Here is a 23,527-nt window from a genome sequence, read left to right as displayed (position 1 = left end):
TGGGGTACAGGTTGGTTATGACGACGCGGTGGGCAGGTGTGACGGCGGTCGTCCGGACACGGAGCTGGCGGTTGTTCCGTGGTGTCCTGGCGATGCTGGTGTTCGCCCTGCCTGTGGTGCTCCTGGGGTTGGCGGTGCGACAGCAGTTCGATCCGTTGATCAGAGCCGATGACGCGGCCAGCCGGGCGGCCACCGGGTTCAGCGTTCGCCATGGGTTGGTGCCGGCGCTGACCGTGATCCAGGCCGTGACCCAGCCGATCTTTGTGTACCTCGTGGCGACCGTGGTGGTTGTCTGGGTGTGGAGGTTGAAGAAGCTCAAGGGGCGGGCGCTGTGGGCGTTCGTCACGATGATGGTCGGCTGGGGGATCGGCGGCATCTCCAAGCCGATCACGCAGCGCGCCCGGCCGGTCGTCGACGGTCCGGTGCCGCATGCCCAGGGTTATTCGTTTCCCTCTGGCCATACCCTGAACATCACCTTGGCGGCCGGCGTCATGGTCTTCCTGCTCTGGCCGCTGCTGTCCGCGGTCCAACGCCGCATCGCCGTCGCACTCGCGATCGTGGTGCCGGTGATCGTCGGTATGGACAGGCTTTTCATCGGCGCGCACTTCCCGTCCGACATTCTCGCCGGGCACATCCTCGGTCTAGGCATTATGTTCGCTTCATGGATCGGGTTCATCGGCAAGACGGCGTCGACCTCCTCACCAGGACCGTCGCACCCGGCGTAGCCCTCGGTGGTCTCATCATCGGCATCGGGCTGGCGCTGAAGGGACCACTCGACGGGATCTCCCACTCCGAAGAGGCGGTCAACAGGGACCTCGCCGCCGACCGGACCGGAACCTGGAACACGATCACCGCAGTGTGGTCGCAGATCGGCAACACCGCGGGCGTCATCGCGGTGTGCATCGTCGTGTCGTCCCTGCTGCTGTGGCGGACCCGCGACCTGCGCCTCGCGCTCGTCGCACCGATCGCGATCGCCATGCAGGGCCTGATCTTCCTGATCACGGCCAAGGTCGTCGACCGCGACCGCCCGCAGGTAGAAAGGCTCGACCCGTCCCCACCAACCGCCAGCTATCCCAGCGGCCACACCGGCGCATCGACCGGCCTGTACGTCGCGTTGGCCCTACTCGCGCTAGGCATCGAACGCCCATGGTTGCGCTGGACGACGGTAATCCTCTGCCTCTTGATGCCGTCCATGGTGGCCTTCTCGCGCCTCTACCGAGGCATGCACCACCTCACCGACGTCGGCGCAGGCGTCCTCAACGGCACCATCTGCGCCCTACTAGCCTACGGTTGGTACCGAACCTGCACCTCACGCCGCTAAACCCCAAGCGGCGCCGCGGCCCGCATGCGCGTGAGGTCCTGGACGGCGCCCTCGCCGAGCAGGACCTGGAACGGCCGTTCCGGCTGGTTCTCAGCCATCGGCTGGGCCACGTTCCTGCCGGATCTCCTCGAGCATCTGCTGCGTGAACGGGTCGTCCTTGGCCCACTCGTCCACGCTGAACGGCGTGCTGCCCGGTGTCGGCGCCGAGTCGTAGCTGCGAACGGTCGGGTCGTCGATCACGCCCGGCGGCGGCTCGTCGTCACCGCGCATGGCGCGGTACTGCTGTGTCGACATCACCACGAGCACGGGCTCGGCATCTGTGCCCACCAGTACCGGAGGGCCGAATGTCCCGCGGCGGATGGCCTCGACCATCTCCGGCAATTGCCGGCCGAGCACCTCGGGCGCGACCACGACCCCGTACCTACCGAGCGTGTCCTCGCCGCCGAGATCGTCGTACTGGTCATAGCTCGCGAGAACCGCTTCGGGAAGGCCACCATCGCCGAATGCAAACGCGTGGGTCGCCCCGTGCGTGAATCGCTCGACCACACCGGCAATGTCACCAGCGACGTCAGCAACCGAAGGCAAATCAGAGTACGGCGACACGGACATGCCCATCAGCGTACGTGCGAACCGGGTTCCACCGCGGACTCCGCACGTCACCCAAGGCCCCGACAACGGCGCCCTTGTACCCCCGCTAGTTGTGCCCCCGGCAGGATTCGAACCTGCGACGCACGGTTTAGGAAACCGACGCTCTATCCCCTGAGCTACGGGGGCGCACGTGCGGGGACAGCTTAGCGGTCAGCCGGTCAGGGCTGTGACGCCTAGGTGGCCGGTGATGGATTTGTAGCGTTCGGCGTACAGGGTGGTGCAGCGGGAGGCTGCGCAGCCGGCGCCGGCGAAGGCTATGCCGCGGACGGTGGCGGAGCTGGTGCCGCGGCGGGTGTAGACGGGGCCGCCGGAGTCGCCGCCGATGATGGCGACCAGTCCGCCGCGGGTGGCGCGCATGACGTACGTCGTGCAGCCGTCAGAGTCGCAGTACTTCGCCGAGTTCGAACGGACCGTCAGGCCGCACAGCGACGTACTGAAGCTGCCGGACTGGCAGACCACTGTGCCGACGCCGGGGTCGCCGCCGCCGGTGACGGTGCGGGTGTCGGCGGTGTCCCCGGGGCCGTCGGTCCAGATCTTCGCGCCGTATGCGCTGCCGGTGACCAGCGACTGGTCGTAGTCCGGGTAGTTCGTCCGCAGCGTCGTGGTGCCGTAATAGTTAGTGCCCGACTTCCACACCGTGCCGGCAGCACCGCAGTGGCCTGCGGTGACCGTTCCGCGTTGGCCATTGGAGCGCCGTACGACGGAGAAGCCGGCGGTGCAGCTCTTCGACGCAGATGTGATTCGCGCACCGCCCCAGTGGCCGCCCTTCGGGGTGTCGCTCAACCGGGTCGTCCGCGCGAGCGAGCTGGCAATGATCTGTACGCCGGCCAGCGTGCGGAGGCCGGCCTGGGACGCGGGGGAGGTGGTCGCCTGGTCGTACTCGACGACGACGTTCTCAGTGATCGGGTCGAGGTCCGCGGCGTACGTCGTACCGCCCGCGTCGGACGACCAGTTGCGGGCGCCGACGGCGTTCCAGGCATCGGCGATCGACTGGGCCGAACGGCAGCTGCGCTCGACCCGGACCAGCTGCTTGCCGGCCGCGGGCAGGTTGCGGGCCATCGCGGACTGGTATTTCTTGGCGTCCAGCCGCGCGGAGTCGACGACGACCTTGTACCCGGTCGTGGCTGAGCCGACCACGCCGATGACGCCCTGGCTCAGCCCGTACGGCAGGCCCGACGTCGGACGGCCGGTCGCGTCGAGCGGCTCGAGCGAACTGACGGCGGCGGAGATGCCGTCGCCTAGTGACTCGCCGAGCGGTCGCGCGTCGGACGCGGAGGTCGGCTGCGACAACCGCGTCGCCTCGGTCGAGCTCGCACTCGGTTGTGCGTGAGAACACACCGCAGTACCCGCGACTGCACCCGAGGAGGGCACGGTGAGGGCGACTGCGAAGAGTGAAGCTGAGCCGAGAGTGAGCAGAGGGACGGTAACAGAGAGTCGCACAAAGCTCCCAAGATCGGTGGACCGGCCACTAGATGGTCCGGTCAGAGACTCCTTTCCGTCAAGGCCCGATCACCGTCCGCGAGCAATTGCGACTACCGTGCGCGAGCGTAACTCGCAAGTTGAAGCCCGTCGGCGTCGAAGAACTGCAGTGTGTCGCCGTCGATCGCGATCCGCTTGGCGGCCTTCAGTACGCCGGTATGCGGCACGTTGTTGCAGCCCATCAGGTGCTGCGGGCCGGACGTCGCGGTGAACGCGCCGCGCTGGCCGATGCTGTACGTGCCCTGCAGTCCGTTGCATCCGTCCGAACCCGTCCACGTCCCGTCGGCGCGGAACACCAGCACCGGATCACTCGGCCGCGCGGCCTTCAGTGCCTTGAACCCGGCCATCTGGAGCGGCCGCCAGGTACCCGACACCGTCTGAGCCGTCGGCGGCTGCGGCGTCGGGGTCGCCGAGACCGGCGCCTGCCCACCCGCGACCGGCGGCTGGCTGGGCTTGTTGTTCGAGCCGGCCAACCCGAAGCCGGCGATGGCGATCGCTGCGACCGCGACGGCGGCCGCGCCGGAGATGATCCACGTACGCCGTTGCGCCCGCTGCGCGCCGGTGGTGGCGCGCTCGGTCAGGCCGGTGGACTCTGGCACCGAGGCGGCGGCGCGTTCGAAAGTACCCCGCAGGTCATCCTCGAGATCGGTGTTGCTCACGACAACCTCTCATCAATGCGATTGGCCTTCTTGGATTCCCGTAGCGAGGCGAGCGCTCGGCTCGCGGTCGCACGCACGGAGGACGGTTTGATGCCGAGCACGTCGGCGATCGTCTGGTCGTCCAGGTCCTGGTAGTACCGCAGGACCAGCACGACCCGTTCCCGGGCGGACAAGCTGGCAAGCGATCGCCAGAGGTGATCGGAGTTCGCGATGTCCGTGGCGTGGTCCGGTACTGCGCCCTGCGGGTCGAGCTCGGCCGTCGGCGCCTCGCTGTACGAACGCCGCCGGGTCATCGAGAGGAACTCGTTCACCAGGATGCGCCGGACGTAGTGGTGTGGATCGTCCGCGTTGCGCACCTTCCGCCACGAGCGGAACGCCTGCATCAACGCGATCTGCGCAAGGTCCTCCGCTCGCTGGTAGTCGCCGGAGACCGTGAACCCGAGCCGCACCAGTTCCTGTCCACGGGCGGATACGTACTCCTCGAACTCCACGCGCCACTCCCTGGCTGGGCGTACAACTCCTCACACCTATTAGACGCATCCAGTCGCCCACGTGCTGCAACCATTCCCACACAGTTCGATCTCTAGTCGAGCAGGAACCCTCGGACCGCTTCCTGTCCGCGGGGATCCCGCTGGACGCTGTGTCCGCTGCCGGGGATGACGACCAGCTTCGCGTCCCGGGAGTGCGCCTGCTCCCATCTGGACCAGTCCAGTGGGCAGAACAGGTCGTTGCTCCCGTGCAGGATCAGCGTGCGCGGCAACAGTTGCTGTGCGGCGGGGTACGTCGACACGCGGGCGGCCGGCCAGCGCAGGCAGCCCTGGATCATCAGCTGGCTGCGCGCGGTCGCCACGTCGTACGGGTACAGCCGCTTCGGGTCCAACCGTCGTACGGCGTCGTTGAGAGCGGTTTCGCGATCGGGCTTGCCGGACCATGGGAAGCGGAGGTCCGAGCAGAGGGTGGCCATGTGCAGGCCTGCGGAGAGGGTGCCGTACGCGAGGCCTTTGCTGGTGGTTTGTTGGAAGAGCTCCTTCAGGCCGGCGTCGTCGCCGGTGCGTGCGGCGTGCAGGGTGGCCGGGATCCCTTTGAGCGTTGGGTTTACCGAGTTGAGGCTCGCGATGGACAGCGTCTCCATCAGGTCGGTCCCGTTGACGCCGTGCTGCACCAGCCAGGCCAGGTCCGCCACCGGATCCGTCGTACAGGTTGGATCCTGACGGCACGCGGCCTTGAGTACCGGACCGGTTGCGGCCATCAGGTCGACACCCATCGGGTCGAAACCCTCGTGCGGTACGACGGAATCCAGCACGAGCGATTGCACATGGTCCGGATACTTCAAGCCGTACTGCGCCGCCGTGAAGCTCCCGTACGACGTACCGTCGAGCGTCAGGCTGTCGACCTTGAGGGACTGGCGCAACTGCTCGATGTCGTCGACGGTGTCGGGCGTGCCGTAGTACCCGAGACCTGTGCCGATCCGCTGAGCGCACTCGTCGACAGCGGCTGGAGGCGGTGTCAGGAAGTCCGATCCGCCCACAGTCTCTTGTAATGAAGGGCAATTGATACCGCTCGGACCTGTGCCGCGTTGGTCGAGCATGACGAGGCGGTACTCGCGCAGCACGTCAGGATGCACGTTGCGCTTGAGGCTGGCGAGCAGTGGTACGCCGGGCTGCCCGGGGCCACCGGTGAGGAGCAGGAGTACGCCGCGTGGTGCATCGACGTTGTCAGCGGCGATGACTGCGAGATCGAGCGACGGGCCGTCAGGCCGTTGACGGTCGAGTGGCACGTGCAACGTCGTACACGTAAACCCTGCTGTACAGGGCTTGTTGTCTGATGGCGCCGAGCAGGCACTGCAGGCGAGGACCAGCGCGCACAGCAGCCGGATCGTTCGCATGCATCAGCGTGCGGCAACGCGCCGGCCGCCGCAACCTGCCTCGCGGGTCGACCTCTGGAGGGACCCGCAAGGCAGGCGCGGGTTGACCCCGCTTCGGACGGCTTCGGGGTGCGCGTCCGGCGCGGGGGGTCAGCGGAGGCCGAGTGACTTGATCAGCTCGGCGGATACCTGGCGCGGCGCCGGCAGGGCGCCCGGCTTGCCCTGGCCTTCCAGCGAGGTCGCCACCAGGCGGCGGCAGCCGAACGCTTCAGCCGTGATCGACAGCACGCCGCGGTCGTTGTCGGTGAACCGCAGGACGTAGGTCGGGCCGAGTTCCTTGGTGCAGATGTTCGGCTTCTTGGCGACGGGTTTCGCCGCGTTGACCAGGGCGAACAGGTCGGTCGCCTGCGTGCCGTTGCGTTTGGTGGTGACGGTCGCGTAGTCCTGCCCGGACGCCGCGGCGTCGTACTGGCAGATCGTCACGCTGACCGGGTGGAACGCTGAGGTGGCCGCACCCTGTCCCCAGACCGCCTTGTCGGCGGCGGCGCGGACGGCCGCGATGGTCTCGGGGCAGTCGGTGCTGGGTGTGCCGCTGGGGGTGGGTGACGGCGTAGGGGTGCCGGGGGTGGTCGGCGTGTCCGTGGGCTGGGCGGCGGGCGGAGAGGTGGCGTTCTCGTTACCGCAGGCGGCGGTAACACCGAGAACAGCCACGACGAGCGTCGCACCGATCAGGCCCCGTGTCCGTAATGCACTCACGACTCGGTCCTTCCGGGTTGGGCAAGGTCACCCATGATGCTGGAAGGGCGTCACGTCATGCGTGCCAGAACATCACGGCGGCGCGTCGTTCCGGTCACGCCGCCTGATCGTTCCGCAACCGAGGCAGACCTGTAACGTCCACGCGCTGGTCGCCAGTATCACTCCCGCGAGATCTCACTCCCGGAGCGCCCCGGCGACTCGGTAATCTGGAGACATGACGAGCCCGTACGAAGACGACGAGCCGCTGCTGCCCGAACAGACCCGCGACGACGACCCGCGGACCTGGGGTGACAACGACTTCAGCAGTGACGACGACGAGCGCATCCTCAACGAGGTCCCCCCGCACCACGGATGACCGCGACCGCGCTACTCGTCCACGGCGGCCTCTGGGAAGCCATGGACGCAGACGCGTTCTGGGGTACGACGGGCATCCACGAGGGACTCACGTCGTACGGCGTGGAGGTGCTCGCGCCGGACCGGCCGCAGCGTGCGACTGGGTGGGACATCGAGGTCGAGGCCCTCGGTGAACAGCTGGCGAAACGTGCCGGGCCGGTAAGAATCGTTGGCGCCTCCAATGGGTGTACCGTCGCCGTCTTGCTTGCGCTGAAGTTTCCTGAGGTGGTCGATCGCCTCCTGCTGGCCTGGCCCGCGACCGGCGACGACGCTGCTGCGAACGAACGTGCCCGGGCCGGATTGGTGAACCGCGGCTGCCCGGCCGATGCCGCGGAAAGGCTGCTCACCGGCGGCATTCTGCGTGGTGTGACGGACCAGGAAGTTGCGGCGCTGACACGTATTCGGGTGGCGGTACTGCCGTCGGTACCGGAGAATCCGTCGCATCAGCGGAAGACGGTCGACGCGTTGTTGCAGTCGATCCGGGGGAGTCGTGAGCTGGCTGGGTGTCCCGAACCGCCGACGCCCGCCTTCCGGAACAGCGCGCAGTACCTGGATCAGCTGGTGCGAACGATCGTGGAGTTCGTCAACTGAGGGGGAGAGCGTGGAACTTCGGGGGTTTTCCGACGAGCACGGCGTCCAGGTCGCGAGCTGGGCACTCGATGCGAAGGAAGTGGCGTTGCTGTCCGGGCGGGTGGAGTACCCCTTCCCGGAGGATCTGCTGGCGAGCTGGCGGACGGTCGAGGAGGACATCCACTCCTATCTGTTGTTCGACGGCGATCAGCCGGTGGGCTACGGCGAGATCTGGCTGGACGACGAGGAGGACGAGGTCGAACTGGCCCGGATCATCGTCGACCCGACGCTCCGCGGTCGCGGGGTCGGCGGCGAACTCGTCCGGGCGCTGCTCGGGCCCGCGCTGGACGCCGGGTACTCGGAGGTGTTCATCAGGGTCCGTCCGGAGAACGCGGCGGCGATCCGCGCCTACCACGGCAGCGGCTTCGTCGACGTCCCCGCCGCCTTGATGGAGGAGTGGAACGACGGCCAGCCGGTCCCGTACCGCTGGATGCGGTACGCCGGTGAGCAGGTGAGCGCCGGCGAGCTCAGGGGCTGAGGTTTTCGCGCCCACCTGCCTGATGGCCGGTCCTACAGCTGGCGGGCGCGGAGCAGGTCGCGGATCTCGGTGAGCAGCTCCTGGTCGGTGGTGAGCGGGTCGGGCTCCGGCTCCTGGCCGCGGGCGCGGCGCTCGGCGAGCTTGTTCAGCGGCATCACGATCAGGAAGTACACGGCCGCGGCGACGAACAGGAAGTTCAGCGCCGCGTCCAGGATGAGCCCGATCGAGAAGTGCGCCCCGTTGATCTCGAAGTTCCAGACGCCGGTGAGGTCGGCCTTGCCGAAGATCGCTGCGATCAGCGGGTTGATGAAGCCGGTCACGACGGCGCCGATGATCTTGGTGAACGCGGCGCCGATGACGACGGCGACCGCGAGGTCGACGACGTTCCCGCGCATGACGAATTCCTTGAAGCCCTTGAGCATGTGGGTTGCCTCCACGAAGCGGGTGGTTTGTACCCGAGAAACGTAGGGCCGCGGGCTTCCGAGAGCGAGGTACCGCGCCGCACGGCAACGCATCGTGCAACCACATGTTCGCTGGGTGATCAGCTCGTGTCGGGTGTCAGCGCCACGGTGATGCGTGAGTTCGTACTGGCCTGGGCCAGTCGGCCGGCGATCTCCGGCGTTGTCGAGACCACGACCAGCGCGCCGGCAGTCGCCGACTGCGGCGCCGGCAGAGCGACTACCGGAACGCTTCGAGCAAGCAGGCTCGCGGCGTCGGCGGTCGTGCTCGATGCGGCGTACAGATTGACGTGGTCGCCGACCCGCAAGAGGGCGCTGATGTCGGCGTCGTCGACGCGGAACGGATAGGCGAGCAAGCCGGACGGCACGGCTGGTGGCGCCAGGAATCTGGCGTCGGTGAGTGGCTCGCCGGCTCTGACCGGGCCGCTCAGCAGCCGTTCGGTCAGATCGGCGCCGGGTCTGAGGGCACCGGAAGGCACTGAGCCCGGCGGCAGGTCGACGGTACGCAGGTCGTCCTGCGAAGGCACAGCTCCGCCGGTCAGGTCGCGCGCGGCGGCCAGCACCGCGACGGTCGGCGGTGGAGAAGGAGAGAGGGCGAGAAGGCCGAAGTACACAGCGGTCGCCGCGGCAACGCCGGCCAGGAGCCGGCGGTGCCAACGGGCGGCACGGAGCAGATCACGAAACAGGGAAGAGATTTTCATGCCGGAGAAGATACGAACTTCTCCGGCGTCCCTACCGGTTATCCACAGAGAAAGATCAGGCGGCGCTGGTGCTCGAGGACGACGAGCTTCCCGACGACGAGTCCTTCGAGGTCGACGAGGACTTGGAAGACTCCGACGACGAAGACGATGAGGACGACGAACTGCCGGAGCTCGACGAGGACGACGACTCGGACTTCGCCGGCACCGAGCCCTTACCGGACGAGCGGCTGTCGTTCCGGTAGAAACCGGAGCCCTTGAACACGACGCCCACGGCGTTGAACACCTTGCGCAGGTTGCCCTGGCAGTTCGGGCACACGGTCAAAGCATCGTCCGTGAAGCTCTGGCGCACCTCGAGCGCTTCACCACAGTCGGTGCACTGGTACTGGTACGTCGGCACGGTCGGATCCCTTCAAGCCGCTGGCACTCCTACTACCCGACTGCTAATAATGCGCCAGCGGCCCGAAGTATTCCAACTCAGGCCTGTCGGCGCACCGTGAAGTTCCAGCAACCCGCCACCAGGTTCCGTACCTGAACGGTGTCCACGGCCGGGTCCTCGAACAGTCGTTTGAGCTCGGTTTCGCTCGTCCCAGGCTCTGCGACAACACCGTCCAGCATCTGACCCGCGACGTCGTACGGCCGCAGCACCGCCCGCCGATCCCGGAAGTCGATCGGGAAGCCCTCGTCCGGCCCCGGGCAGTCCGTCACGTGTACGAAGACCGGCCCGACCTCGGCGTACGGGCCGCCGGCTTCCATGGGCCGGTGTGCGACCAGCGCGATCCGCTCACCGCCGCCCGCGAGTGTCAGGCAGCAGCGGAGCGGCTCACCGCCTCCCGACGTCCGCGAAACGACGGCGTTTCCGAAATCGTCGTAGCTGTTGCAGCGAATGCGGTCCAGCTCGGAACCGGGGACGCCCTCATACCTCAACTCTGCGTTCATGTCGAGGGAACGCAGAGCAACGCAAAGTTGTGAGGGACCCCATTTGGGGTGTGCGGGGTGATTCTCTACGGTTGGTCCGTGCCTCGCCTGCTTCGACTCGTCGTCATCAGCGGAATCGCCCTCGCCACGGTGCTCGTGGTGATCGCCGGGACCGTGATCTTCGTCGTCCGCCACTCGTTCCCGACGTACGACGGATCGATCGAACTGAACGGGCTCGACGGCGACGTCAACGTGGTCCGGGACGCGAACGGGATCCCGCAGATCTACGCCGACACCCCGGCCGACCTGTTCGCCGCGCAGGGGTACGTGGCTGCCCAGGACCGGTTCTTCGAGATGGACTTCCGTCGGCACGTCACCGCCGGCCGGCTGAGCGAGCTGTTCGGCAAGGACGCGCTCGAGACCGACAAGTTCGTCCGCACCCTCGGCTGGCGGCGCGTCGCCGAGCAGGAGCTGCCGCTGCTCAGCCCGAGCACCCGCGAGTACCTCGGCGACTACGCCCGCGGAGTCAACTCGTACCTGTCGAAGCACAACGGCTCCGGCCTCAGCCTGGAGTACGGCGTCCTGTCCCTGCAGCCCGGTGGCCCGAAGAACTACACCCCGGAGCCGTGGACCGCGGCGGACTCGCTGTCCTGGCTCAAGGCGATGGCGTGGGACCTCGGCGGCAACCTGGACGAGGAGATCACCCGGACCAAGCTGCTGGCGGCGTTCCCGGCCCGCAACATCGAGAGCCTCTACCCGCCGTACCCGTACGACCGGAACGAGCCGATCATGTCGAGCGGCTCGATCGGCACGGACGGCAAGTTCACCACTGCGGCGGTCAGCCCCGAGCTGCGGCGCGGCATGCTGACCCAGGACCTGCTCAAGTCACTCGACTCTGTGCAGAGCGTCGCGAAGGGCCTGCCTGAGCTGCTCGGCCAGGGTGACGGCGTCGGTTCGAACTCGTGGGTCGTCTCCGGTGACCACACCACCACCGGCAAGCCGCTGTTGGCCAACGACCCGCACCTGGGCGCGACCATGCCAGGCATCTGGACGCAGGTCGGTCTGCACTGCAACAGCGTCGGCAAGGCCTGTCCGTTCGACGTCTCCGGTTTCAGCTTCTCCGGTCTGCCCGGTGTGGTGATCGGCCACAACAACGCGATCTCCTGGGGCTTCACGAACCTCGACCCGGACGTCCAGGACCTGTACCTCGAGCGGATCGACGGCAACAACGTCCTCTACAACAACAAGTGGCGCGCTATGGCCACACGCGAGGAGACGTTCAAGGTCGCAGGCGAGGACAAGCCGGTGAAGATCACCGTCCGTGAGACCAGGCACGGTCCGCTCATCTCGGACGTCGGCGAGGACGAGCGCAAGGTCGGCGAGCAGGCCGCGTCGCAGGCGAAGTACCCGACGGCGTACGGCGTTGCGCTGCAGTGGACCGCGCTCAACCCAGGCAAGACCGCCGACGCGCTGTTCGCGATCAACACCGCGCAGAACTGGACCGAGTTTCGCGCCGCCGCGCAGCAGTTCCAGGTCCCCTCGCAGAACCTGGTGTACGCCGACACCGACGGCCACATCGGCTACCAGTCACCCGGACTGATCCCGATCCGCGCCACGGGTCGCGGTGACTGGCCCGTGCCCGGCTGGGACCCGAAGTACTACTGGAAGGGCTACATACCCTTCGATGCGTTGCCGACCGAGTTCGATCCACCGAGCGGGATCATCGTCACCGCCAACCAGGCAGTGGTGCCGAACACGTACACCTACTACCTGACGAACACCTGGGACTACGGCTACCGAAGTCAGCAGATCAACGACCGGATCAAGGCGGCCGGCAAGCTCGACGCGAACGCGATGGCGTCGATCCAGCTGGACACCAAGAGCAAGGTCGCCGAGATGCTGGTGCCGTACCTGCTCCGGATCAGCATCGACGACTCGTTCGACAAGCAGGGGCAGGACACCTTGCGGAACTGGGACTTCACCCAGCCGCCGGACTCCGCCGCGGCCGCGTACTTCAACGTGGTCTGGCGCAATCTGCTCTCGCTGACCTTCCACGACCAGCTCCCCGAGGGCACCTGGCCGGACGGCGGCTCGCGCTGGTTCGAGGTGATCCACACGCTGCTCGGCCAGCCGAACAGCGGCTGGTGGGACGACATCCGCACGCCGCAGAAGGAGAGCCGGGACGACATCCTGCGCGAGGCCCTGGTCAACGCGCGGACCGAGATCACGCAGAAGATGGCGCGTGAGCCCGTCAACTGGCAGTGGGGCAAGCTGCACAAGCTCACGCTGACCAACCAGACGCTGGGCAAGTCCGGGATCGGACTGGTCGAGAAGATCTTCAACCGCGGCCCCTACGAGCTCGGCGGCGGTACTTCGATCGTCGACGCGACGGCCTGGGACGCCGCCGAGGGGTACGACGTGACCGCGACCCCGTCGATGCGGATGGTCGTCGACCTGTCGGACTTCGACCAGTCCCGCTGGATCAACCTGACGGGCGTTTCCGGACACGCGTTCTCGTCCAACTACATCGATCAGACCAAGCTGTGGGTCAAGGGCCAGACACTGCAGTGGGCCTTTACGAAGGGCGCCGTCGAGGCAACCCGCAAGCACTCACTGACCTTCACCAAGCCAGATAGCTAACTGTCACCAAGCGGGCGCGCTGGCCTCGGCGAACAGTTCCTCCGGCCAGGTCCAGAGCGCCCGCTGGGTCAGCAGGATCGAGATGGTGCCGTCTGCAGGAGTGGTCGACCACAGCGAGCCCAGTCCGCCCGCCCAGCCGTAGCGTCCGCCGCCGACGGACATGCCGTACCCCCAGCCGGTGCCCGGACCGAGGAAGCCGCTGGCCGCCTCTCGCTGCGCTGGCGTGAGCTGGTCGGTCGTCATCTCCGCGACCGCAGCCGGAGACAGCAGGCCCCCGTGCAGTAGAGCCCGCGTGAAGGCGTGGAAGTCGTCGACTGTCGACACCAGCCCACCACTCGCGTCCGGGAACGACGGCGGCGTCAGCCACTGGCTGCCTGCAGCCGGATCCAGTACGTCGTCCCCCACGTACGCCGTGGTCAGCCGAGCGGGATCTACTGCGGTGAACCCGGTGTCGCGCATCCCGAGTGGTTCGAAGATCCGCTCGCGGAGGAACTCCTCCAGCGGCTGACCGGCAACACGTGCGATCAGTACGCCGAGCACGTGCGAGCCGGTCGAGTACAGCCACTGCTCACCGGGCTGGTACTGCAGCGGCAGCGTGGCGAGCCGTCGCATCCACTCGTCCGGCTGCAGAGCAGTCCGCGGTACGGGCGGTCCGAACGTGTGGAGGTCCAGCTCCTCCTCGCGCTGTCGCAGCACCGGGTTGTCCGACTCACCCAGTCCGAGCCGGAACGTCAGCAGGTCCCGCGTCGTGATCGGCCGCTCCGCCGGCACGGTGTCGTCCAGAGCTCCATCCGGCTGCCGCAGTACGACGGGATGCGCCAGCTCCGGCAGCACATCGGCAACCGGTGTGTCCATGGACAGCCGGAGCTCGTCGACCAGGATCATGGTCGCGGCGGCGACGATCGACTTGGTGAACGACGAGACCCGGAACAGGCTGTCCCGCTGCAGTTCCGGCCCGTCGTACGCCGTCTTGCCGAGCACCTCGACCCGTGTTTCGTCACCGCGGCTGGTGAGGCTGATGAGTCCGGGAACCACGCCGCTGTCGACGTACGTCTGAAACATCAGCTCAGTCCACCAGCGAACGGCATCGTGCGCCACTGCGTTGCGAACATCCGGATGCCGTCGGCCAGAGCCGGCATCTGCGGGACCAGCGGGGCGCAGACGAGGACCTGCAGGGCGCGGGCCAGGTCCATCACCTGATGGATCTTGGGGTCGAGTGTCGGGAGGCCGCGAGTCCGCGCCGCGTCGTCGTACGCCCGACACAGGTCGGGGCCGAAGCCGGCGACGTCCCACTCGATCGGTCCGAGCGTTGCGTCCTCGAAGTCGGCCCACAGCGGCCCGTCGACCGTGGTGATCAGATTCCACGACGGGGCGTCGCCGTGGATCGGCTGCACGCTCGCTGACGGGAAGACGGCCTCGAACCCGGCCCGGCTGGTCAGGACGGGCTCTAGTACCTTCCACTCGGCCCGTGCCCGGTCAAGGTCGTCCTGCTCAAGGAGACCGGGCACTGCCTCGGCCACCTCCAGACCTGAACCGATCAGCCGCAGCGGGCTCATCCAGGTCAGTTCACCGGGATACTCCGCGAGCTGGGCGTGCAGCTCGGTCACGCGAGCGGTGGCGGCGAAGTAGTCCGGCTCGGCGGTCTGATCCACTTCCACGTACGTCCAGAAGGTCATGGACAGCCCGTCCTGCTCCGCTGGCTTCAGTGGCACCAGGGGAGTCGGCTGCACCACAGGTACGCCCTGCGCAGCCAGCCAGACGACGACGTCCAGCTCGCGCTGCTGCCGGCGTACGGCGGGCTCTGGCTCCTTCATGCCGTTGGGGAGGTTCATCGGGACCCGTGCGGCCACTGGCGACGGCTGCAGGTGAACGACCGTGGAGAAGGCGGTGTAGAGCACCAGCGGGTCGGTGACCGTCAGGCCAAGGGAGCGTGCGGCTGTGGCTGCGGCTTCGACCGCGGTCTCAGTCATCTCCTGATCTTCGCAAGGGGATCAAGCGAGTTGGTGTGAGCGCCGCATCCACCGGGTGGTCGTGCGTGTCTGACGGGAGGGCATCCACGATCTCGGCGTCGTACACGGCAGCCCAGACCGGCGTACCAGGGCGGAGGCGGGCGAGTGCTCGGTCGTACGAGCCACCGCCGCGGCCCAGGCGTACGCCGTCGCGGGCGACGGCCACCGCGGGGCAGATGACCAGATCGGCGGTGGCGATGGCGTCCGAGCCCAGATCGATCGGCGGCTCGGACAGACCGAGCCGACCGGGCACCAGGTCGGCCGCACCGGGCGCAATGCCCCAGCCGAGGTCGTTGTCGGCGTACAGGATCGGCAGCAGCACCTCGTGATCGGTGGCGAGCAGCCAGTCGATCAGCGCACCGGTCTGCGGCTCCGGGCCCATCGACACGTACAGAGCGACCCGGTGGACGTCGGGCAGCACCTGCTTGGCGCAGGTCAGCAACCCTTCCGCATGGGCGCGCCGCTCCCGGGTACCGAGGAAATGCTGCCGCGCCATGGCCTTCGACTCAAACACCGTCTGATCGTATGAGGGTGACGCGGGCAACACTCGGATTGGTGGCTGTCCCCTAGGGTTGGTGCATGGGTGAGGTGGGTCTCAGACAAGCGCAGGAGAAGATGCGTGCAGCCGGTGCTGCCGACGTTGCAATACGCGTCTTCACGCACTACTACCGGCTGCTCGAATCGGGGCAGCAGGGGAAGATCCACGAGGCCGACATCGAACCGGTCGGCGATCTGCCGCACCTCGATCACCTCGACACCGATCCGGACGCCATGCGCGCCGCGCTCGCCGAGACGGTCGTCATCAAGCTCAACGGCGGTCTCGGTACGTCGATGGGCGTCACCGGACCGAAGTCCGCGCTGCAGGTCAAGGACGGGCTGAGCTTCCTCGACATCATCGCCCGCCAGATCCTGAGCACCCGGCGCAAGTACGACGTACCGCTGCCGCTGGTGCTGATGAACTCGTTCCGCACCAAGACCGAGTCGCTGCAGATCCTCAGTGAGTACGACGGCCTCGCGATCGACGGGCTGCCGCTCGACTTCATGCAGAACATGGAGCCGAAGCTGCTCGCCGACGACCTGACGCCGGCCGAGTGGGAGCCGGACCCGGAGCTGGCCTGGTGCCCGCCCGGACACGGCGACCTGTTCACCGCGTTGGTTGCCTCCGGCACCCTTGACGCGCTGCGCGAGCACGGCTTCCGGCACGCGTTCATCTCGAACGCGGACAACCTCGGAGCGACCCCGGATCCCCGGATCGCCGCGTGGATGGCGGAACATACCGTACCGTTTGGTATGGAGGTCTGCCGGCGCACCCGCTCCGACCGCAAGGGCGGCCACGTCGCGGTCCGCAAGTCCGACGGCCGGCTCATCCTGCGCGACAGCGCCCAGGTCGCCGACGAGGACACGCAGTACTTCCAGGACGTCACCCGGCACAAGACGTTCAACACCAACAACCTGTGGATCGACCTGGACCGGCTCGCCGAGCTGATGGACGGGCACGACGGGATCCTCGGCCTGCCGATCATCGTGAACCGCAAGACCGTCGACCCGGCCGACTCATCCTCGCCGAAGGTGATCCAGCTCGAGACCGCGATGGGCACCGCGATCGAGACGTTCGAGGGCTCGCAGGCGGTGATCGTGGACCGCACCCGGTTCAAGCCGGTGAAGACCACGAACGACCTGCTCGTACTGCGCTCCGACGTCTACGAGCTGGACGATGCCGGCGACCTGACCACGACGCACGAGGGCGACGAGCCGTACGTCGACCTGGACCCGGAGTACTTCAAGATCCTCGCCGACTTCGACACCCGGTTCGCGGCCGGGCCGCCGTCGCTGGTCCGCGCCGACCGGCTCGAGGTTCGCGGTGATGTTGCCTTTGGCAAGGATGTGGTCGTGGTCGGGGACGTCGAGGTGGAGGCGCCGGCCGGCGAGCGCCGGGTCATCCCCGACGGGACCGAACTGAGCAGCTGAACGCTTCGGGGGGAGTGCGATGGACGACCTGCTGATCAGGCCGTTGGAGCCGTCCGACACGGACGAGGCCGCCGCGGTGTGGTGGCGCTCGCGGCACGCCGACGGCTCGCAGCTGCCGCCGGCGATCCACACCGCCGCCGAGGTGGCGACGTGGTTCGCGGACGTGCTGCTGCCCGACGCGCAGACCTGGCTGGCGCTCGACGACGACCGGATCGTCGCGGTGCTGACCCTCGACGGCGACGACCTCGACCAGCTGTACGTCGTACCGGAGGCGGCTGGCCTGGGCGTCGGATCCACCCTCGTGGACCTAGCCAAGGACCTCCGCCCCGGCGGTCTGGCGCTCTGGACGTTCCAGACCAACACCCGCGCCCAGTCCTTCTACAAAGCCCATGGCTTCGTCGAGGTACGCCGTACCGATGGCACTGCCAACGAGGAACGCGCACCCGACGTCCGCATGACCTGGGGCAACCACCCGGAGGGTGTGGATTAGGGTCAGGCTCGTGAGACGGAGTGTGGATGAGCATCTGGAGGCTGTGCTCGGGCGAGTGACGGCCCTGCCCGCGTTCGACCAGCCGCTGATGGACGCGGTCGGTTTGGTGCTGTGTGAGGACATCGTCTCGGGGGTGAGCCTCCCCGGGTTCGACAACTCGGCCATGGACGGGTACGCCGTCCAGGCCGGTGACCTGGCCGGCGCCTCCGACGAGAACCCGATCGCCCTGCCGGTAGTAGGGGAGTTCCGGGCCGGTCGGAGCGAGCCGATCGTGGTGACCCCCGGCACCTGCGTGCGGATCATGACCGGCGCACCGATGCCGCGCGGCGCCGACAGCGTCGTACCGGTCGAGTGGACCGACGGTGGGACGGTCAACGTCCGCATCACCCAGCAGCCGCCGGTCGGTGGTTCGGTGCGGCATGCAGGCGAGGACGTGACGGCCGGAGTACAGGTGCTGGACCGCGACACGACCCTGGGGCCGCGGCAGATCGCCGTACTGGCTGCTGTCGGCAGGGCGCGGGTGAAGGCTCGCCCGCGACCGCGGGTCGTAGTGATCTCGACCGGTGCCGAGCTGCGCGAGCCGGGGAGCCGGCTGGGTGACGGGCAGATCTACGACTCGAACAGCTACACCATGGCCGCTTGTGCGCGGGACGCCGGAGCGGTGGTCTACCGCGTCGGCATCGTCGACGACGACCCCAAGCGGATCATGGACACCCTGTCCGACCAGCTGGTTCGTGCTGACCTCGTCATCACCACAGGTGGCGTCAGCATGGGCGCGTACGACGTGGTGAAGGAGGAGCTGTCCAAGCTGGGCACTGTGGACTTCCCGCAGGTCGCCATGCAGCCGGGGAAGCCGCAGGGGTTCGGTGTGATCGGTGAGGACGAGGTGCCGATCTTCACGCTGCCGGGCAACCCGGTGTCGGCGTACGTGTCGTTCGAGGTGTTCGTACGGCCCGCACTGCGCAAGATGATGGGCCAGATGCCGTACCGGCGCGCACTGGTCCCGGGCGTGACGCTGGACGGGTTCAGCTCACCCGCTGGACGGCGGCAGTTCGTCCGCGCAACGGCCACCTCCGGCGACCAGGGCTGGATGGCCAGTACAGTCGGCGGGCACGGCTCGCACCTGCTCGGCGGGTTGAGCCGCGCGAACGCACTGATCATCGTGCCCGAGGACGTAACAGCAGTCCGGGCCGGCGACCAGGTAGAGCTCATGCTGCTGGACGAGGAGACCGGATGACCGAGCCGCCTGCCGGGCTGACCCATGTCGACGAGACCGGGGCCGCGCGGATGGTCGACGTGTCGGCCAAGGACGTCGGCAGCCGGCGAGCTGTTGCCAGCGGCAAGGTTCTGGTCTCGGCCGAGGTGGTGGCCGCGCTGCGCGGGGACGGCGTACCGAAGGGTGATGCGCTCGGCGTCGCCCGGATCGCCGGGATCATGGGCGCGAAGCGGACGCCCGACCTGGTACCGCTGTGCCATCCGATCGCGATCACCGGCGCCAAGGTCGACCTCGAGGTGGCGGACGACGCCGTACTGATCCGGGCGCAGGTGAAGACGACCGACCGCACCGGTGTCGAGATGGAAGCCCTGACTGCTGTTGCGGTCGCTGGGCTTGCTGTCATCGACATGGTGAAGGCGCTGGATCCGGCGGCTGTGCTGACCGACGTACGGGTGGAGTTGAAAGAGGGCGGCAAGACCGGGCACTGGGAGCGGCCGTGAGGGCTCTTGTCGTCAGCGTGTCCAACCGTGCGGCCGCTGGGATCTACACCGACACCACAGGTCCGCTCATCGCGTCACGGCTCACCGAATGGGGCTTCGAGGTGTCCGGGCCGTCTGTCGTTCCCGATGGCCCACCGGTCGGCGATGCGTTGCGCGCCGCTGTCGAGGCGTCGTACGACGTCGTGCTGACGACAGGTGGCACTGGGATCTCGCCAACCGACGAGACGCCCGAGCAGACGGCCGCTGTGCTGTCCAAGGTCGTGCCCGGGATTGCTGAAGCGATCCGGGCGTACGGCGTCGCCAACGGAATACCGACAGCCGCACTGTCGCGTGGACTGGCCGGAGTCGCAGGTACTACGGTCATCGTCAACCTGCCCGGATCACGTGGCGGGGTGAAGGACGGTCTCGCCGTACTGGAACCGCTGCTGCGACATGCGGTCGAGCAGGTACACGGCGGGGACCATGTGCGGACGGACACCGACTGATGGCGATCGTGCACTGGCCTGTCGAGCTGCAGCACGGACAGGTCGGGCTGCGGCCTTTACGGGCAGGCGACGGCGGAGAGTGGGCCGCTGCACGCCAGCGGAACGTCAGCTGGCTACGGCCCTGGGACGCGACCCAGCCACCCGGTGCGGAGGACGGTGCGCGCACCTTCCGCGCCATGGCACGTGACTGGAACCGGCAGGCGCGGTACGGACGCATGCTCCCGTTCGTCATCACGTACGGCGGTGCGGCCGGCGTCGGCGCGCGGTCGAAGTGGCCCCTGGTCGGACAGCTCACGGTGTCCGGCATCACGTACGGATCGGCGCGCTGGGCCAACCTCGGCTACTGGGTCGACGAACAGTACGCCGGTCGCGGGATCGTGCCGACCGCTGTCGCCATGGCCGCCGACCACTGCTGGTTCACCCTCGGCCTGCACCGGATCGAAGTCGCGATCCGCCCGGAGAACAAGGCAAGTCTGCGCGTCGTGGACAAGCTCGGCTTCCGGTACGAAGGCGAGCGGCCGCGGTTCCTGCACATCGACGGCGACTGGCGCGACCACCGCATCTTCGCGCTCAACGTCGAAGAGGTCGGGCCCGGTCTCGTAGCGCGATTGCAATGACTACCGTGCGTGCTATTCACATCAGTCACACGAGTCTTCTTGCGACACACCGTCTCACGTACCCCATCTGGCCCCCGCCGCACCTTAGCGTCGTCGCATGGGGACGACAGGGCTGATCTATGTGGCGATCGTCGCCGCCTGGGCTGCCTACCTCGTCCCGATGTGGCTGAAGCGAGGCGACGAGGCGCGGCGGCAACCAGTCGTGCCGTCATCCGCCGAAGCGCGGGTGCTCTCCCGCGACCCGTCGCGACCGCGGTACGTCGTCCGCCCGCCCGGCCCGACCGCCGCCGACGACCCTTCGCCGCCGAAGCGGTACGTCCCTAACCGAGCCCGCCGGGTGGCCGCAATGCGCCGTCGGCGGGTGCTGTCGATCCTGACCCTTTCGCTGCTGTCGGTCGTCGCGCTCGCCGGACTCGCGATGGTGCCGTGGTGGTCGGTCGCGATCCCCGGCGCAGCGATCCTCGGGTTCGTCGTACTCACCCGGGTGCAGCTGCGGCGGCAGGCGCGGACGCGTGCGCGGATCGCGGACCAACGGCGTACGCGCATCCAGGCCCAGCACGACCGCGGACCCGCCGGCAAGCCGGCGCCGACACCTGACGAGGAGATGACCATCGAGGTCAAGCTCCCCGACGTTCCTGCGCCGGCCAAGCCCGCCGAGAAGCCTGCTGCCGAAGGCCTCTGGGACCCGGTGCCGGTGACGCTTCCGACGTACGTCCTGAAGGAGAAGGCGCCCGACCGGACGGTGCGCACGATCTCCCTCACCGACGACGAAGTCTTCTCCAGCGCACGTACGACGGACCCCGCCGAGAAGCCCGTCGTTGCCGAGCCCGTTGCGCCCGAAGAACCCGAGGTGAAACGCGCCGTCGGCGACTGATATCCGGTTTTAGAGTCCGGGCCTCTACGTGTTAGAGTTTCGCGGTCGCCAGGGAAACCAAGGCGACCAGCTCGGGGCTGTGGCGCAGTTGGTAGCGCGCTTCGTTCGCAACGAAGAGGCCAGGGGTTCGAATCCCCTCAGCTCCACGAGGGCGATGGGCGAGGTGTGTCACGCAGTTCCTGCGTTGACCGCCTCGCCCTCGTTATTTGTGCGGCTTCGCTTCGCTCGCCGCCGGCGGGGGCTCCGCCACCCGCACCCCCTGTGCCTTCGCTTCGCTCGGCGGCTGGGGTTGGGCTGGGCGGTTAGGTCACCAGCTTGGGTTGGGGTGGGCGGTTGGCTCGCCAGCTTGGGTTGGGTTGGGCGGTCTGCTGATGGCTGGGGGTGGGTTTACTTCTTGTCTTGTGCTGCGCCGTTTAGGGCTAGGTTCAGGATTGTGTCTACCTGGTTGTTGGTGACGGGGCGGGTGTGTAGGAGTAGGCGGTAGTAGAGGGGGGCGTAGAGGAGCTCTACTAGGTCCGCCAGGTCTACGTCTTGGCGGAGTTCGCCTGCTGATTGGGCCTTGGATAGGCGTTCTATGCAGAGGTCAACTCGGGGTTTGATGATGGATTCGACTACCGCGTTGGCGATGTCGGGGTCGCTTTGGGCGGCGGCTATCAGGCCCTTGCTGTAGGCGGCGAACATGGGGCTGGCGAAGGCTTGGGCTACCTGGGTCATTTGGGTTCTCAGGTCGGCTTCGAGGTTGCCGGTGTCGGGAAAGTCTAGGGTGCTGCGGCCGCGTTCCTCGATTGCTTCCAGGAGGATGGCCGCCTTCGACGGCCACCAGCGGTAGATGGTCTGCTTGCCTACGCCGGCTCGTTTGGCGATGCCCTCCATGGTGAGGCCGGCGTAGAGCTGCTCGCCGCAGAGTTCGAGGGCCGCGTCCAGGATTGCCTGGCGGGCGCGCTCGCTGCGGCGGTCGGGGTTCGGCGCCGAACGGGGCGCGGGGGTCGAGGGTGTCGCCATGTCCGGAGCTTACACGAGACGAGACGTTGTGTCTTGACAGTGACCCGAGGCGAGACTTAGCGTCTCGTCATGAGACGAGACGTCTCGTCAACTTCGAGAGGGGAACCGCCGTGTCCGAAGTCGTGATTCGCAGGTATGCGGGGCTGTTCGGGGTCATCGCGAGCGCACTGATCGTGGTCCAGGTGCCGCTGTACTTCCTGTACTCCGGTGCCCCGCCGGACTGGAACATCCTGACGCGCAGCCTGATCGGGATCGTGGGCTGCGTGTTCTACATCCTGTTCTTCACCGGCCTGCGTCAGTTGATCCACCAGGTCGACGTCGCGTCGGACTGGATCGCGGGCGTGATCCAGACGGCCGGGCTGCTCTGGGTGGCGATGGTGTTCGTGCCGCAGTCGATGGAGGCCGGCGCCGCGATCGTCACCGACCACGACATCGACACCACGAAGGAGGGTCCGTTCGCGGGAGCGCAGTACCTGATGCAGGGTCTGATTTCACGCCTGCTGATGGGGTTGTTCCTGATCGCACTCGGCATCGTCGTCTACCGGTTGCGGCTGCTGCCGAAGTGGGTCGGCTGGTCCGCGTTCGTACTCGCGGCGATCAACCTCGCCTTCGTCCCAGCGCTGTACTTCGGCGACGACCCGGCGAACTTCTACAGCGCTCAGGGCTGGGGTACGACGGCCAGCATGGGCGCACTCTGGAGCCTGTGGACGCTCGCCGTGAGCATCAGCGTCCTCCGCAGTTCCCGCCGTACTGCGGTCGTCGCACGGCCCAGGCAAGCTCCGGTCCCGGCTGCAGCCGGCTGATACATCGAGGGGGGTAGGTGCCTGAGGCAAGGATCCGTCTCAGGCACCTTCTCACCGAGCGAGGCGTTGGCGGACTTGGAGAATCTTCGGGTCTGAGTTGTCTCAGGTTGAGAATCGCGTCAGCTAATCTTGACTCGTTCCAGAAAAGGGGGAAGACTCTGGGGCGTGCCGACGGTGGATGAGCTCCAGGGGTTGTTGCGTGGGGCTTCGTTGCGGGTGACTCGGCCGCGGGTGGCGGTGCTGGCCGCGGTGTACGAGTTTCCGCATTCGGACACGGACTCGATTATCGGTGCCGTGCGCAACGAATTGCCCCAGGCGTCGCACCAGGCGGTGTACGACTCGCTGCACACGTTGACGGCGGCGGGTCTGGTGCGGCGGATCCAGCCGCTGGGGTCGGTGGCGCGGTACGAGTCGCGCGTGGGCGACAACCATCACCACGCCGTCTGCCGGTCGTGCGGTGCCATCGCCGACGTCGACTGTGCGGTCGGGCATGCACCCTGTCTGACCGCGTCCGAGGACCACGGGTTCGTCATCGACGAGGCCGAGGTCATCTATTGGGGGCTGTGCGCCGACTGCTCACGCCGTACCTGATCTTTCCATCCGAAAAGTCCAGTCCTGGAA

29 protein-coding genes and 2 tRNA genes are annotated in these 23,527 nt (G+C 67.6%); 16 read left to right on the top strand and 15 right to left on the bottom strand.

Features of this window, described 5'->3' with window-relative positions; all coding sequences use genetic code 11:
• Window positions 1-17 precede the first annotated feature (17 nt).
• Window positions 18-725, top strand: a complete 708-nt coding sequence (locus ACQPYH_RS37195; RefSeq protein ID WP_432881351.1) for a phosphatase PAP2 family protein — start codon at window positions 18-20, stop codon at window positions 723-725.
• On the top strand, window positions 662-1,321 hold the full coding sequence (locus ACQPYH_RS37190; protein ID WP_432881348.1) for a phosphatase PAP2 family protein: 660 nt from the start codon (window positions 662-664) through the stop codon (window positions 1,319-1,321). Before ACQPYH_RS37195 ends, ACQPYH_RS37190 begins: the two co-directional genes overlap by 64 nt.
• A 90-nt stretch (window positions 1,322-1,411) precedes the next feature.
• On the opposite strand, the gene ACQPYH_RS37185 is transcribed toward ACQPYH_RS37190, so the two are convergent.
• From ACQPYH_RS37185 to ACQPYH_RS37155, 7 genes are all read right to left on the bottom strand, one after another.
• Window positions 1,412-1,867 carry a hypothetical protein gene (locus tag ACQPYH_RS37185; RefSeq protein WP_432881345.1) on the bottom strand — a complete coding sequence of 152 codons (456 nt, stop codon included), beginning with the start codon at window positions 1,865-1,867 and terminating at the stop codon, window positions 1,412-1,414.
• 155 nt (window positions 1,868-2,022) lie between these two features.
• Window positions 2,023-2,095, bottom strand: a tRNA-Arg gene (locus ACQPYH_RS37180).
• 24 nt (window positions 2,096-2,119) lie between these two features.
• Window positions 2,120-3,259, bottom strand: coding sequence for a hypothetical protein (locus ACQPYH_RS37175; protein WP_432881343.1), 1,140 nt, complete (start codon window positions 3,257-3,259; stop codon window positions 2,120-2,122).
• 242 nt (window positions 3,260-3,501) lie between these two features.
• Complete coding sequence (locus ACQPYH_RS37170) at window positions 3,502-4,107, bottom strand: META domain-containing protein (RefSeq protein ID WP_432881341.1); 606 nt, start codon at window positions 4,105-4,107, stop codon at window positions 3,502-3,504.
• Window positions 4,104-4,598, bottom strand: coding sequence for a SigE family RNA polymerase sigma factor (locus ACQPYH_RS37165; protein ID WP_432881339.1), 495 nt, complete (start codon window positions 4,596-4,598; stop codon window positions 4,104-4,106). Before ACQPYH_RS37165 ends, ACQPYH_RS37170 begins: the two co-directional genes overlap by 4 nt.
• Before the next feature lie 92 nt (window positions 4,599-4,690).
• A complete protein-coding gene (locus ACQPYH_RS37160; protein ID WP_432881336.1) occupies window positions 4,691-5,884 on the bottom strand; it encodes an alpha/beta hydrolase in 1,194 nt (397 codons plus the stop codon).
• A gap of 237 nt (window positions 5,885-6,121) precedes the next feature.
• Window positions 6,122-6,727, bottom strand: a complete 606-nt coding sequence (locus ACQPYH_RS37155; RefSeq protein ID WP_432881334.1) for a hypothetical protein — start codon at window positions 6,725-6,727, stop codon at window positions 6,122-6,124.
• Window positions 6,728-6,941: 214 nt separating this feature from the next.
• On the opposite strand from ACQPYH_RS37155, the gene ACQPYH_RS37150 reads away from it, so the two are divergent.
• The 3 genes from ACQPYH_RS37150 to ACQPYH_RS37140 are packed head-to-tail and all read left to right on the top strand — an operon-like array spanning window position 6,942 to window position 8,228.
• Entirely contained in the window at window positions 6,942-7,082 is a 141-nt protein-coding gene (locus ACQPYH_RS37150; protein ID WP_166658505.1) for a hypothetical protein, read from the top strand.
• Window positions 7,079-7,711 (top strand): alpha/beta fold hydrolase, encoded by a 633-nt coding sequence (locus tag ACQPYH_RS37145; RefSeq protein WP_432881329.1) that lies wholly within the window; start codon window positions 7,079-7,081, stop codon window positions 7,709-7,711. The genes ACQPYH_RS37150 and ACQPYH_RS37145 overlap by 4 nt, the downstream gene beginning before the upstream one ends.
• Window positions 7,712-7,721: 10 nt before the next feature.
• Window positions 7,722-8,228 carry a GNAT family N-acetyltransferase gene (locus tag ACQPYH_RS37140; RefSeq protein WP_432881326.1) on the top strand — a complete coding sequence of 169 codons (507 nt, stop codon included), beginning with the start codon at window positions 7,722-7,724 and terminating at the stop codon, window positions 8,226-8,228.
• A gap of 32 nt (window positions 8,229-8,260) precedes the next feature.
• Here ACQPYH_RS37140 and mscL read toward each other — a convergent pair whose 3' ends face one another.
• The 4 genes from mscL to ACQPYH_RS37120 form a co-directional block, all read right to left on the bottom strand.
• On the bottom strand, window positions 8,261-8,665 hold the full coding sequence (gene mscL, locus ACQPYH_RS37135; RefSeq protein ID WP_432881323.1) for a large conductance mechanosensitive channel protein MscL: 405 nt from the start codon (window positions 8,663-8,665) through the stop codon (window positions 8,261-8,263).
• Window positions 8,666-8,769: 104 nt separating this feature from the next.
• Window positions 8,770-9,387: a Flp pilus assembly protein CpaB gene (gene cpaB / locus ACQPYH_RS37130; protein WP_432881320.1), complete on the bottom strand. Its 618-nt coding sequence runs from the start codon at window positions 9,385-9,387 to the stop codon at window positions 8,770-8,772.
• Window positions 9,388-9,442: 55 nt separating this feature from the next.
• On the bottom strand, window positions 9,443-9,784 hold the full coding sequence (locus tag ACQPYH_RS37125; protein ID WP_432881318.1) for an FmdB family zinc ribbon protein: 342 nt from the start codon (window positions 9,782-9,784) through the stop codon (window positions 9,443-9,445).
• 77 nt (window positions 9,785-9,861) lie between these two features.
• Window positions 9,862-10,323: a DUF1203 domain-containing protein gene (locus ACQPYH_RS37120; protein WP_432881315.1), complete on the bottom strand. Its 462-nt coding sequence runs from the start codon at window positions 10,321-10,323 to the stop codon at window positions 9,862-9,864.
• Window positions 10,324-10,401: 78 nt separating this feature from the next.
• Between ACQPYH_RS37120 and ACQPYH_RS37115 the strand changes: the two genes are divergently transcribed.
• Entirely contained in the window at window positions 10,402-12,942 is a 2,541-nt protein-coding gene (locus ACQPYH_RS37115; protein ID WP_432881313.1) for a penicillin acylase family protein, read from the top strand.
• A 3-nt stretch (window positions 12,943-12,945) separates the two neighbouring features.
• Here ACQPYH_RS37115 and ACQPYH_RS37110 read toward each other — a convergent pair whose 3' ends face one another.
• Genes ACQPYH_RS37110 through ACQPYH_RS37100 form a run of 3 tightly spaced genes read right to left on the bottom strand, consistent with a single transcriptional unit; the run spans window position 12,946 to window position 15,465 of the window.
• Entirely contained in the window at window positions 12,946-14,004 is a 1,059-nt protein-coding gene (locus tag ACQPYH_RS37110; protein WP_432881311.1) for a serine hydrolase domain-containing protein, read from the bottom strand.
• On the bottom strand, window positions 14,004-14,912 hold the full coding sequence (locus ACQPYH_RS37105) for an aminoglycoside phosphotransferase family protein (RefSeq protein WP_432881308.1): 909 nt from the start codon (window positions 14,910-14,912) through the stop codon (window positions 14,004-14,006). The genes ACQPYH_RS37110 and ACQPYH_RS37105 overlap by 1 nt, the downstream gene beginning before the upstream one ends.
• Window positions 14,905-15,465, bottom strand: a complete 561-nt coding sequence (locus ACQPYH_RS37100) for a 5-formyltetrahydrofolate cyclo-ligase (protein WP_432881305.1) — start codon at window positions 15,463-15,465, stop codon at window positions 14,905-14,907. Before ACQPYH_RS37100 ends, ACQPYH_RS37105 begins: the two co-directional genes overlap by 8 nt.
• A gap of 65 nt (window positions 15,466-15,530) precedes the next feature.
• Here ACQPYH_RS37100 and ACQPYH_RS37095 point away from each other — a divergent pair, with 65 nt between their 5' ends.
• The 8 genes from ACQPYH_RS37095 to ACQPYH_RS37060 all read left to right on the top strand — a co-directional run bounded on the left by ACQPYH_RS37095 (window position 15,531) and on the right by ACQPYH_RS37060 (window position 21,247).
• On the top strand, window positions 15,531-16,919 hold the full coding sequence (locus ACQPYH_RS37095; RefSeq protein ID WP_432881302.1) for a UTP--glucose-1-phosphate uridylyltransferase: 1,389 nt from the start codon (window positions 15,531-15,533) through the stop codon (window positions 16,917-16,919).
• A 19-nt stretch (window positions 16,920-16,938) separates the two neighbouring features.
• Window positions 16,939-17,409 carry an N-acetyltransferase family protein gene (locus ACQPYH_RS37090; protein WP_432881300.1) on the top strand — a complete coding sequence of 157 codons (471 nt, stop codon included), beginning with the start codon at window positions 16,939-16,941 and terminating at the stop codon, window positions 17,407-17,409.
• 10 nt (window positions 17,410-17,419) lie between these two features.
• On the top strand, window positions 17,420-18,646 hold the full coding sequence (gene glp, locus ACQPYH_RS37085) for a molybdotransferase-like divisome protein Glp (protein ID WP_432881297.1): 1,227 nt from the start codon (window positions 17,420-17,422) through the stop codon (window positions 18,644-18,646).
• Entirely contained in the window at window positions 18,643-19,125 is a 483-nt protein-coding gene (moaC, locus tag ACQPYH_RS37080; protein ID WP_432881295.1) for a cyclic pyranopterin monophosphate synthase MoaC, read from the top strand. The genes glp and moaC overlap by 4 nt, the downstream gene beginning before the upstream one ends.
• A complete protein-coding gene (locus tag ACQPYH_RS37075) occupies window positions 19,122-19,610 on the top strand; it encodes a MogA/MoaB family molybdenum cofactor biosynthesis protein (protein WP_432881292.1) in 489 nt (162 codons plus the stop codon). The genes moaC and ACQPYH_RS37075 overlap by 4 nt, the downstream gene beginning before the upstream one ends.
• Window positions 19,610-20,227 (top strand): GNAT family N-acetyltransferase, encoded by a 618-nt coding sequence (locus tag ACQPYH_RS37070; protein WP_432881290.1) that lies wholly within the window; start codon window positions 19,610-19,612, stop codon window positions 20,225-20,227. Before ACQPYH_RS37075 ends, ACQPYH_RS37070 begins: the two co-directional genes overlap by 1 nt.
• Window positions 20,228-20,324: 97 nt before the next feature.
• Window positions 20,325-21,101 carry a divisome protein SepX/GlpR gene (gene sepX / locus ACQPYH_RS37065; RefSeq protein WP_432881288.1) on the top strand — a complete coding sequence of 259 codons (777 nt, stop codon included), beginning with the start codon at window positions 20,325-20,327 and terminating at the stop codon, window positions 21,099-21,101.
• A 73-nt stretch (window positions 21,102-21,174) separates the two neighbouring features.
• Window positions 21,175-21,247 (top strand) — tRNA-Ala (locus tag ACQPYH_RS37060).
• Between the two features lie 241 nt (window positions 21,248-21,488).
• On the opposite strand, the gene ACQPYH_RS37055 is transcribed toward ACQPYH_RS37060, so the two are convergent.
• Window positions 21,489-22,103, bottom strand: coding sequence for a TetR/AcrR family transcriptional regulator (locus tag ACQPYH_RS37055; RefSeq protein ID WP_432881285.1), 615 nt, complete (start codon window positions 22,101-22,103; stop codon window positions 21,489-21,491).
• 110 nt (window positions 22,104-22,213) lie between these two features.
• On the opposite strand from ACQPYH_RS37055, the gene ACQPYH_RS37050 reads away from it, so the two are divergent.
• Together ACQPYH_RS37050 and ACQPYH_RS37045 are read left to right on the top strand one after the other, a co-directional pair.
• A complete protein-coding gene (locus tag ACQPYH_RS37050; RefSeq protein ID WP_130440698.1) occupies window positions 22,214-22,906 on the top strand; it encodes a hypothetical protein in 693 nt (230 codons plus the stop codon).
• Between the two features lie 165 nt (window positions 22,907-23,071).
• On the top strand, window positions 23,072-23,497 hold the full coding sequence (locus ACQPYH_RS37045) for a Fur family transcriptional regulator (RefSeq protein ID WP_130440692.1): 426 nt from the start codon (window positions 23,072-23,074) through the stop codon (window positions 23,495-23,497).
• Window positions 23,498-23,527: the final 30 nt, after the last annotated feature.

The organism is Kribbella sp. CA-245084 (assembly GCF_050942355.1).
In the GTDB taxonomy this organism is placed as follows: Bacteria; Actinomycetota; Actinomycetes; order Propionibacteriales; family Kribbellaceae; genus Kribbella.
The sequence above is the reverse complement of the archived record's forward strand: the minus strand, read 5'-3'. Positions and strand labels throughout refer to the sequence as shown.

Bases quoted from the DNA above. Each gene is read 5' to 3' on its own strand.
- ACQPYH_RS37195 (WP_432881351.1), top strand. From the start codon at position 18: ATGACGACGCGGTGGGCAGGTGTGACGGCGGTCGTCCGGACACGGAGC.
- ACQPYH_RS37190 (WP_432881348.1), top strand. From the start codon at position 662: ATGGATCGGGTTCATCGGCAAGACGGCGTCGACCTCCTCACCAGGACC.
- ACQPYH_RS37150 (WP_166658505.1), top strand. From the start codon at position 6,942: ATGACGAGCCCGTACGAAGACGACGAGCCGCTGCTGCCCGAACAGACC.
- ACQPYH_RS37145 (WP_432881329.1), top strand. From the start codon at position 7,079: ATGACCGCGACCGCGCTACTCGTCCACGGCGGCCTCTGGGAAGCCATG.
- cpaB (WP_432881320.1), bottom strand. From the start codon at position 9,387: ATGAAAATCTCTTCCCTGTTTCGTGATCTGCTCCGTGCCGCCCGTTGG.
- ACQPYH_RS37120 (WP_432881315.1), bottom strand. From the start codon at position 10,323: ATGAACGCAGAGTTGAGGTATGAGGGCGTCCCCGGTTCCGAGCTGGAC.
- ACQPYH_RS37110 (WP_432881311.1), bottom strand. From the start codon at position 14,004: ATGTTTCAGACGTACGTCGACAGCGGCGTGGTTCCCGGACTCATCAGC.
- ACQPYH_RS37105 (WP_432881308.1), bottom strand. From the start codon at position 14,912: ATGACTGAGACCGCGGTCGAAGCCGCAGCCACAGCCGCACGCTCCCTT.
- ACQPYH_RS37095 (WP_432881302.1), top strand. From the start codon at position 15,531: ATGGGTGAGGTGGGTCTCAGACAAGCGCAGGAGAAGATGCGTGCAGCC.
- ACQPYH_RS37090 (WP_432881300.1), top strand. From the start codon at position 16,939: ATGGACGACCTGCTGATCAGGCCGTTGGAGCCGTCCGACACGGACGAG.
- moaC (WP_432881295.1), top strand. From the start codon at position 18,643: ATGACCGAGCCGCCTGCCGGGCTGACCCATGTCGACGAGACCGGGGCC.
- ACQPYH_RS37070 (WP_432881290.1), top strand. From the start codon at position 19,610: ATGGCGATCGTGCACTGGCCTGTCGAGCTGCAGCACGGACAGGTCGGG.
- sepX (WP_432881288.1), top strand. From the start codon at position 20,325: ATGGGGACGACAGGGCTGATCTATGTGGCGATCGTCGCCGCCTGGGCT.
- ACQPYH_RS37055 (WP_432881285.1), bottom strand. From the start codon at position 22,103: ATGGCGACACCCTCGACCCCCGCGCCCCGTTCGGCGCCGAACCCCGAC.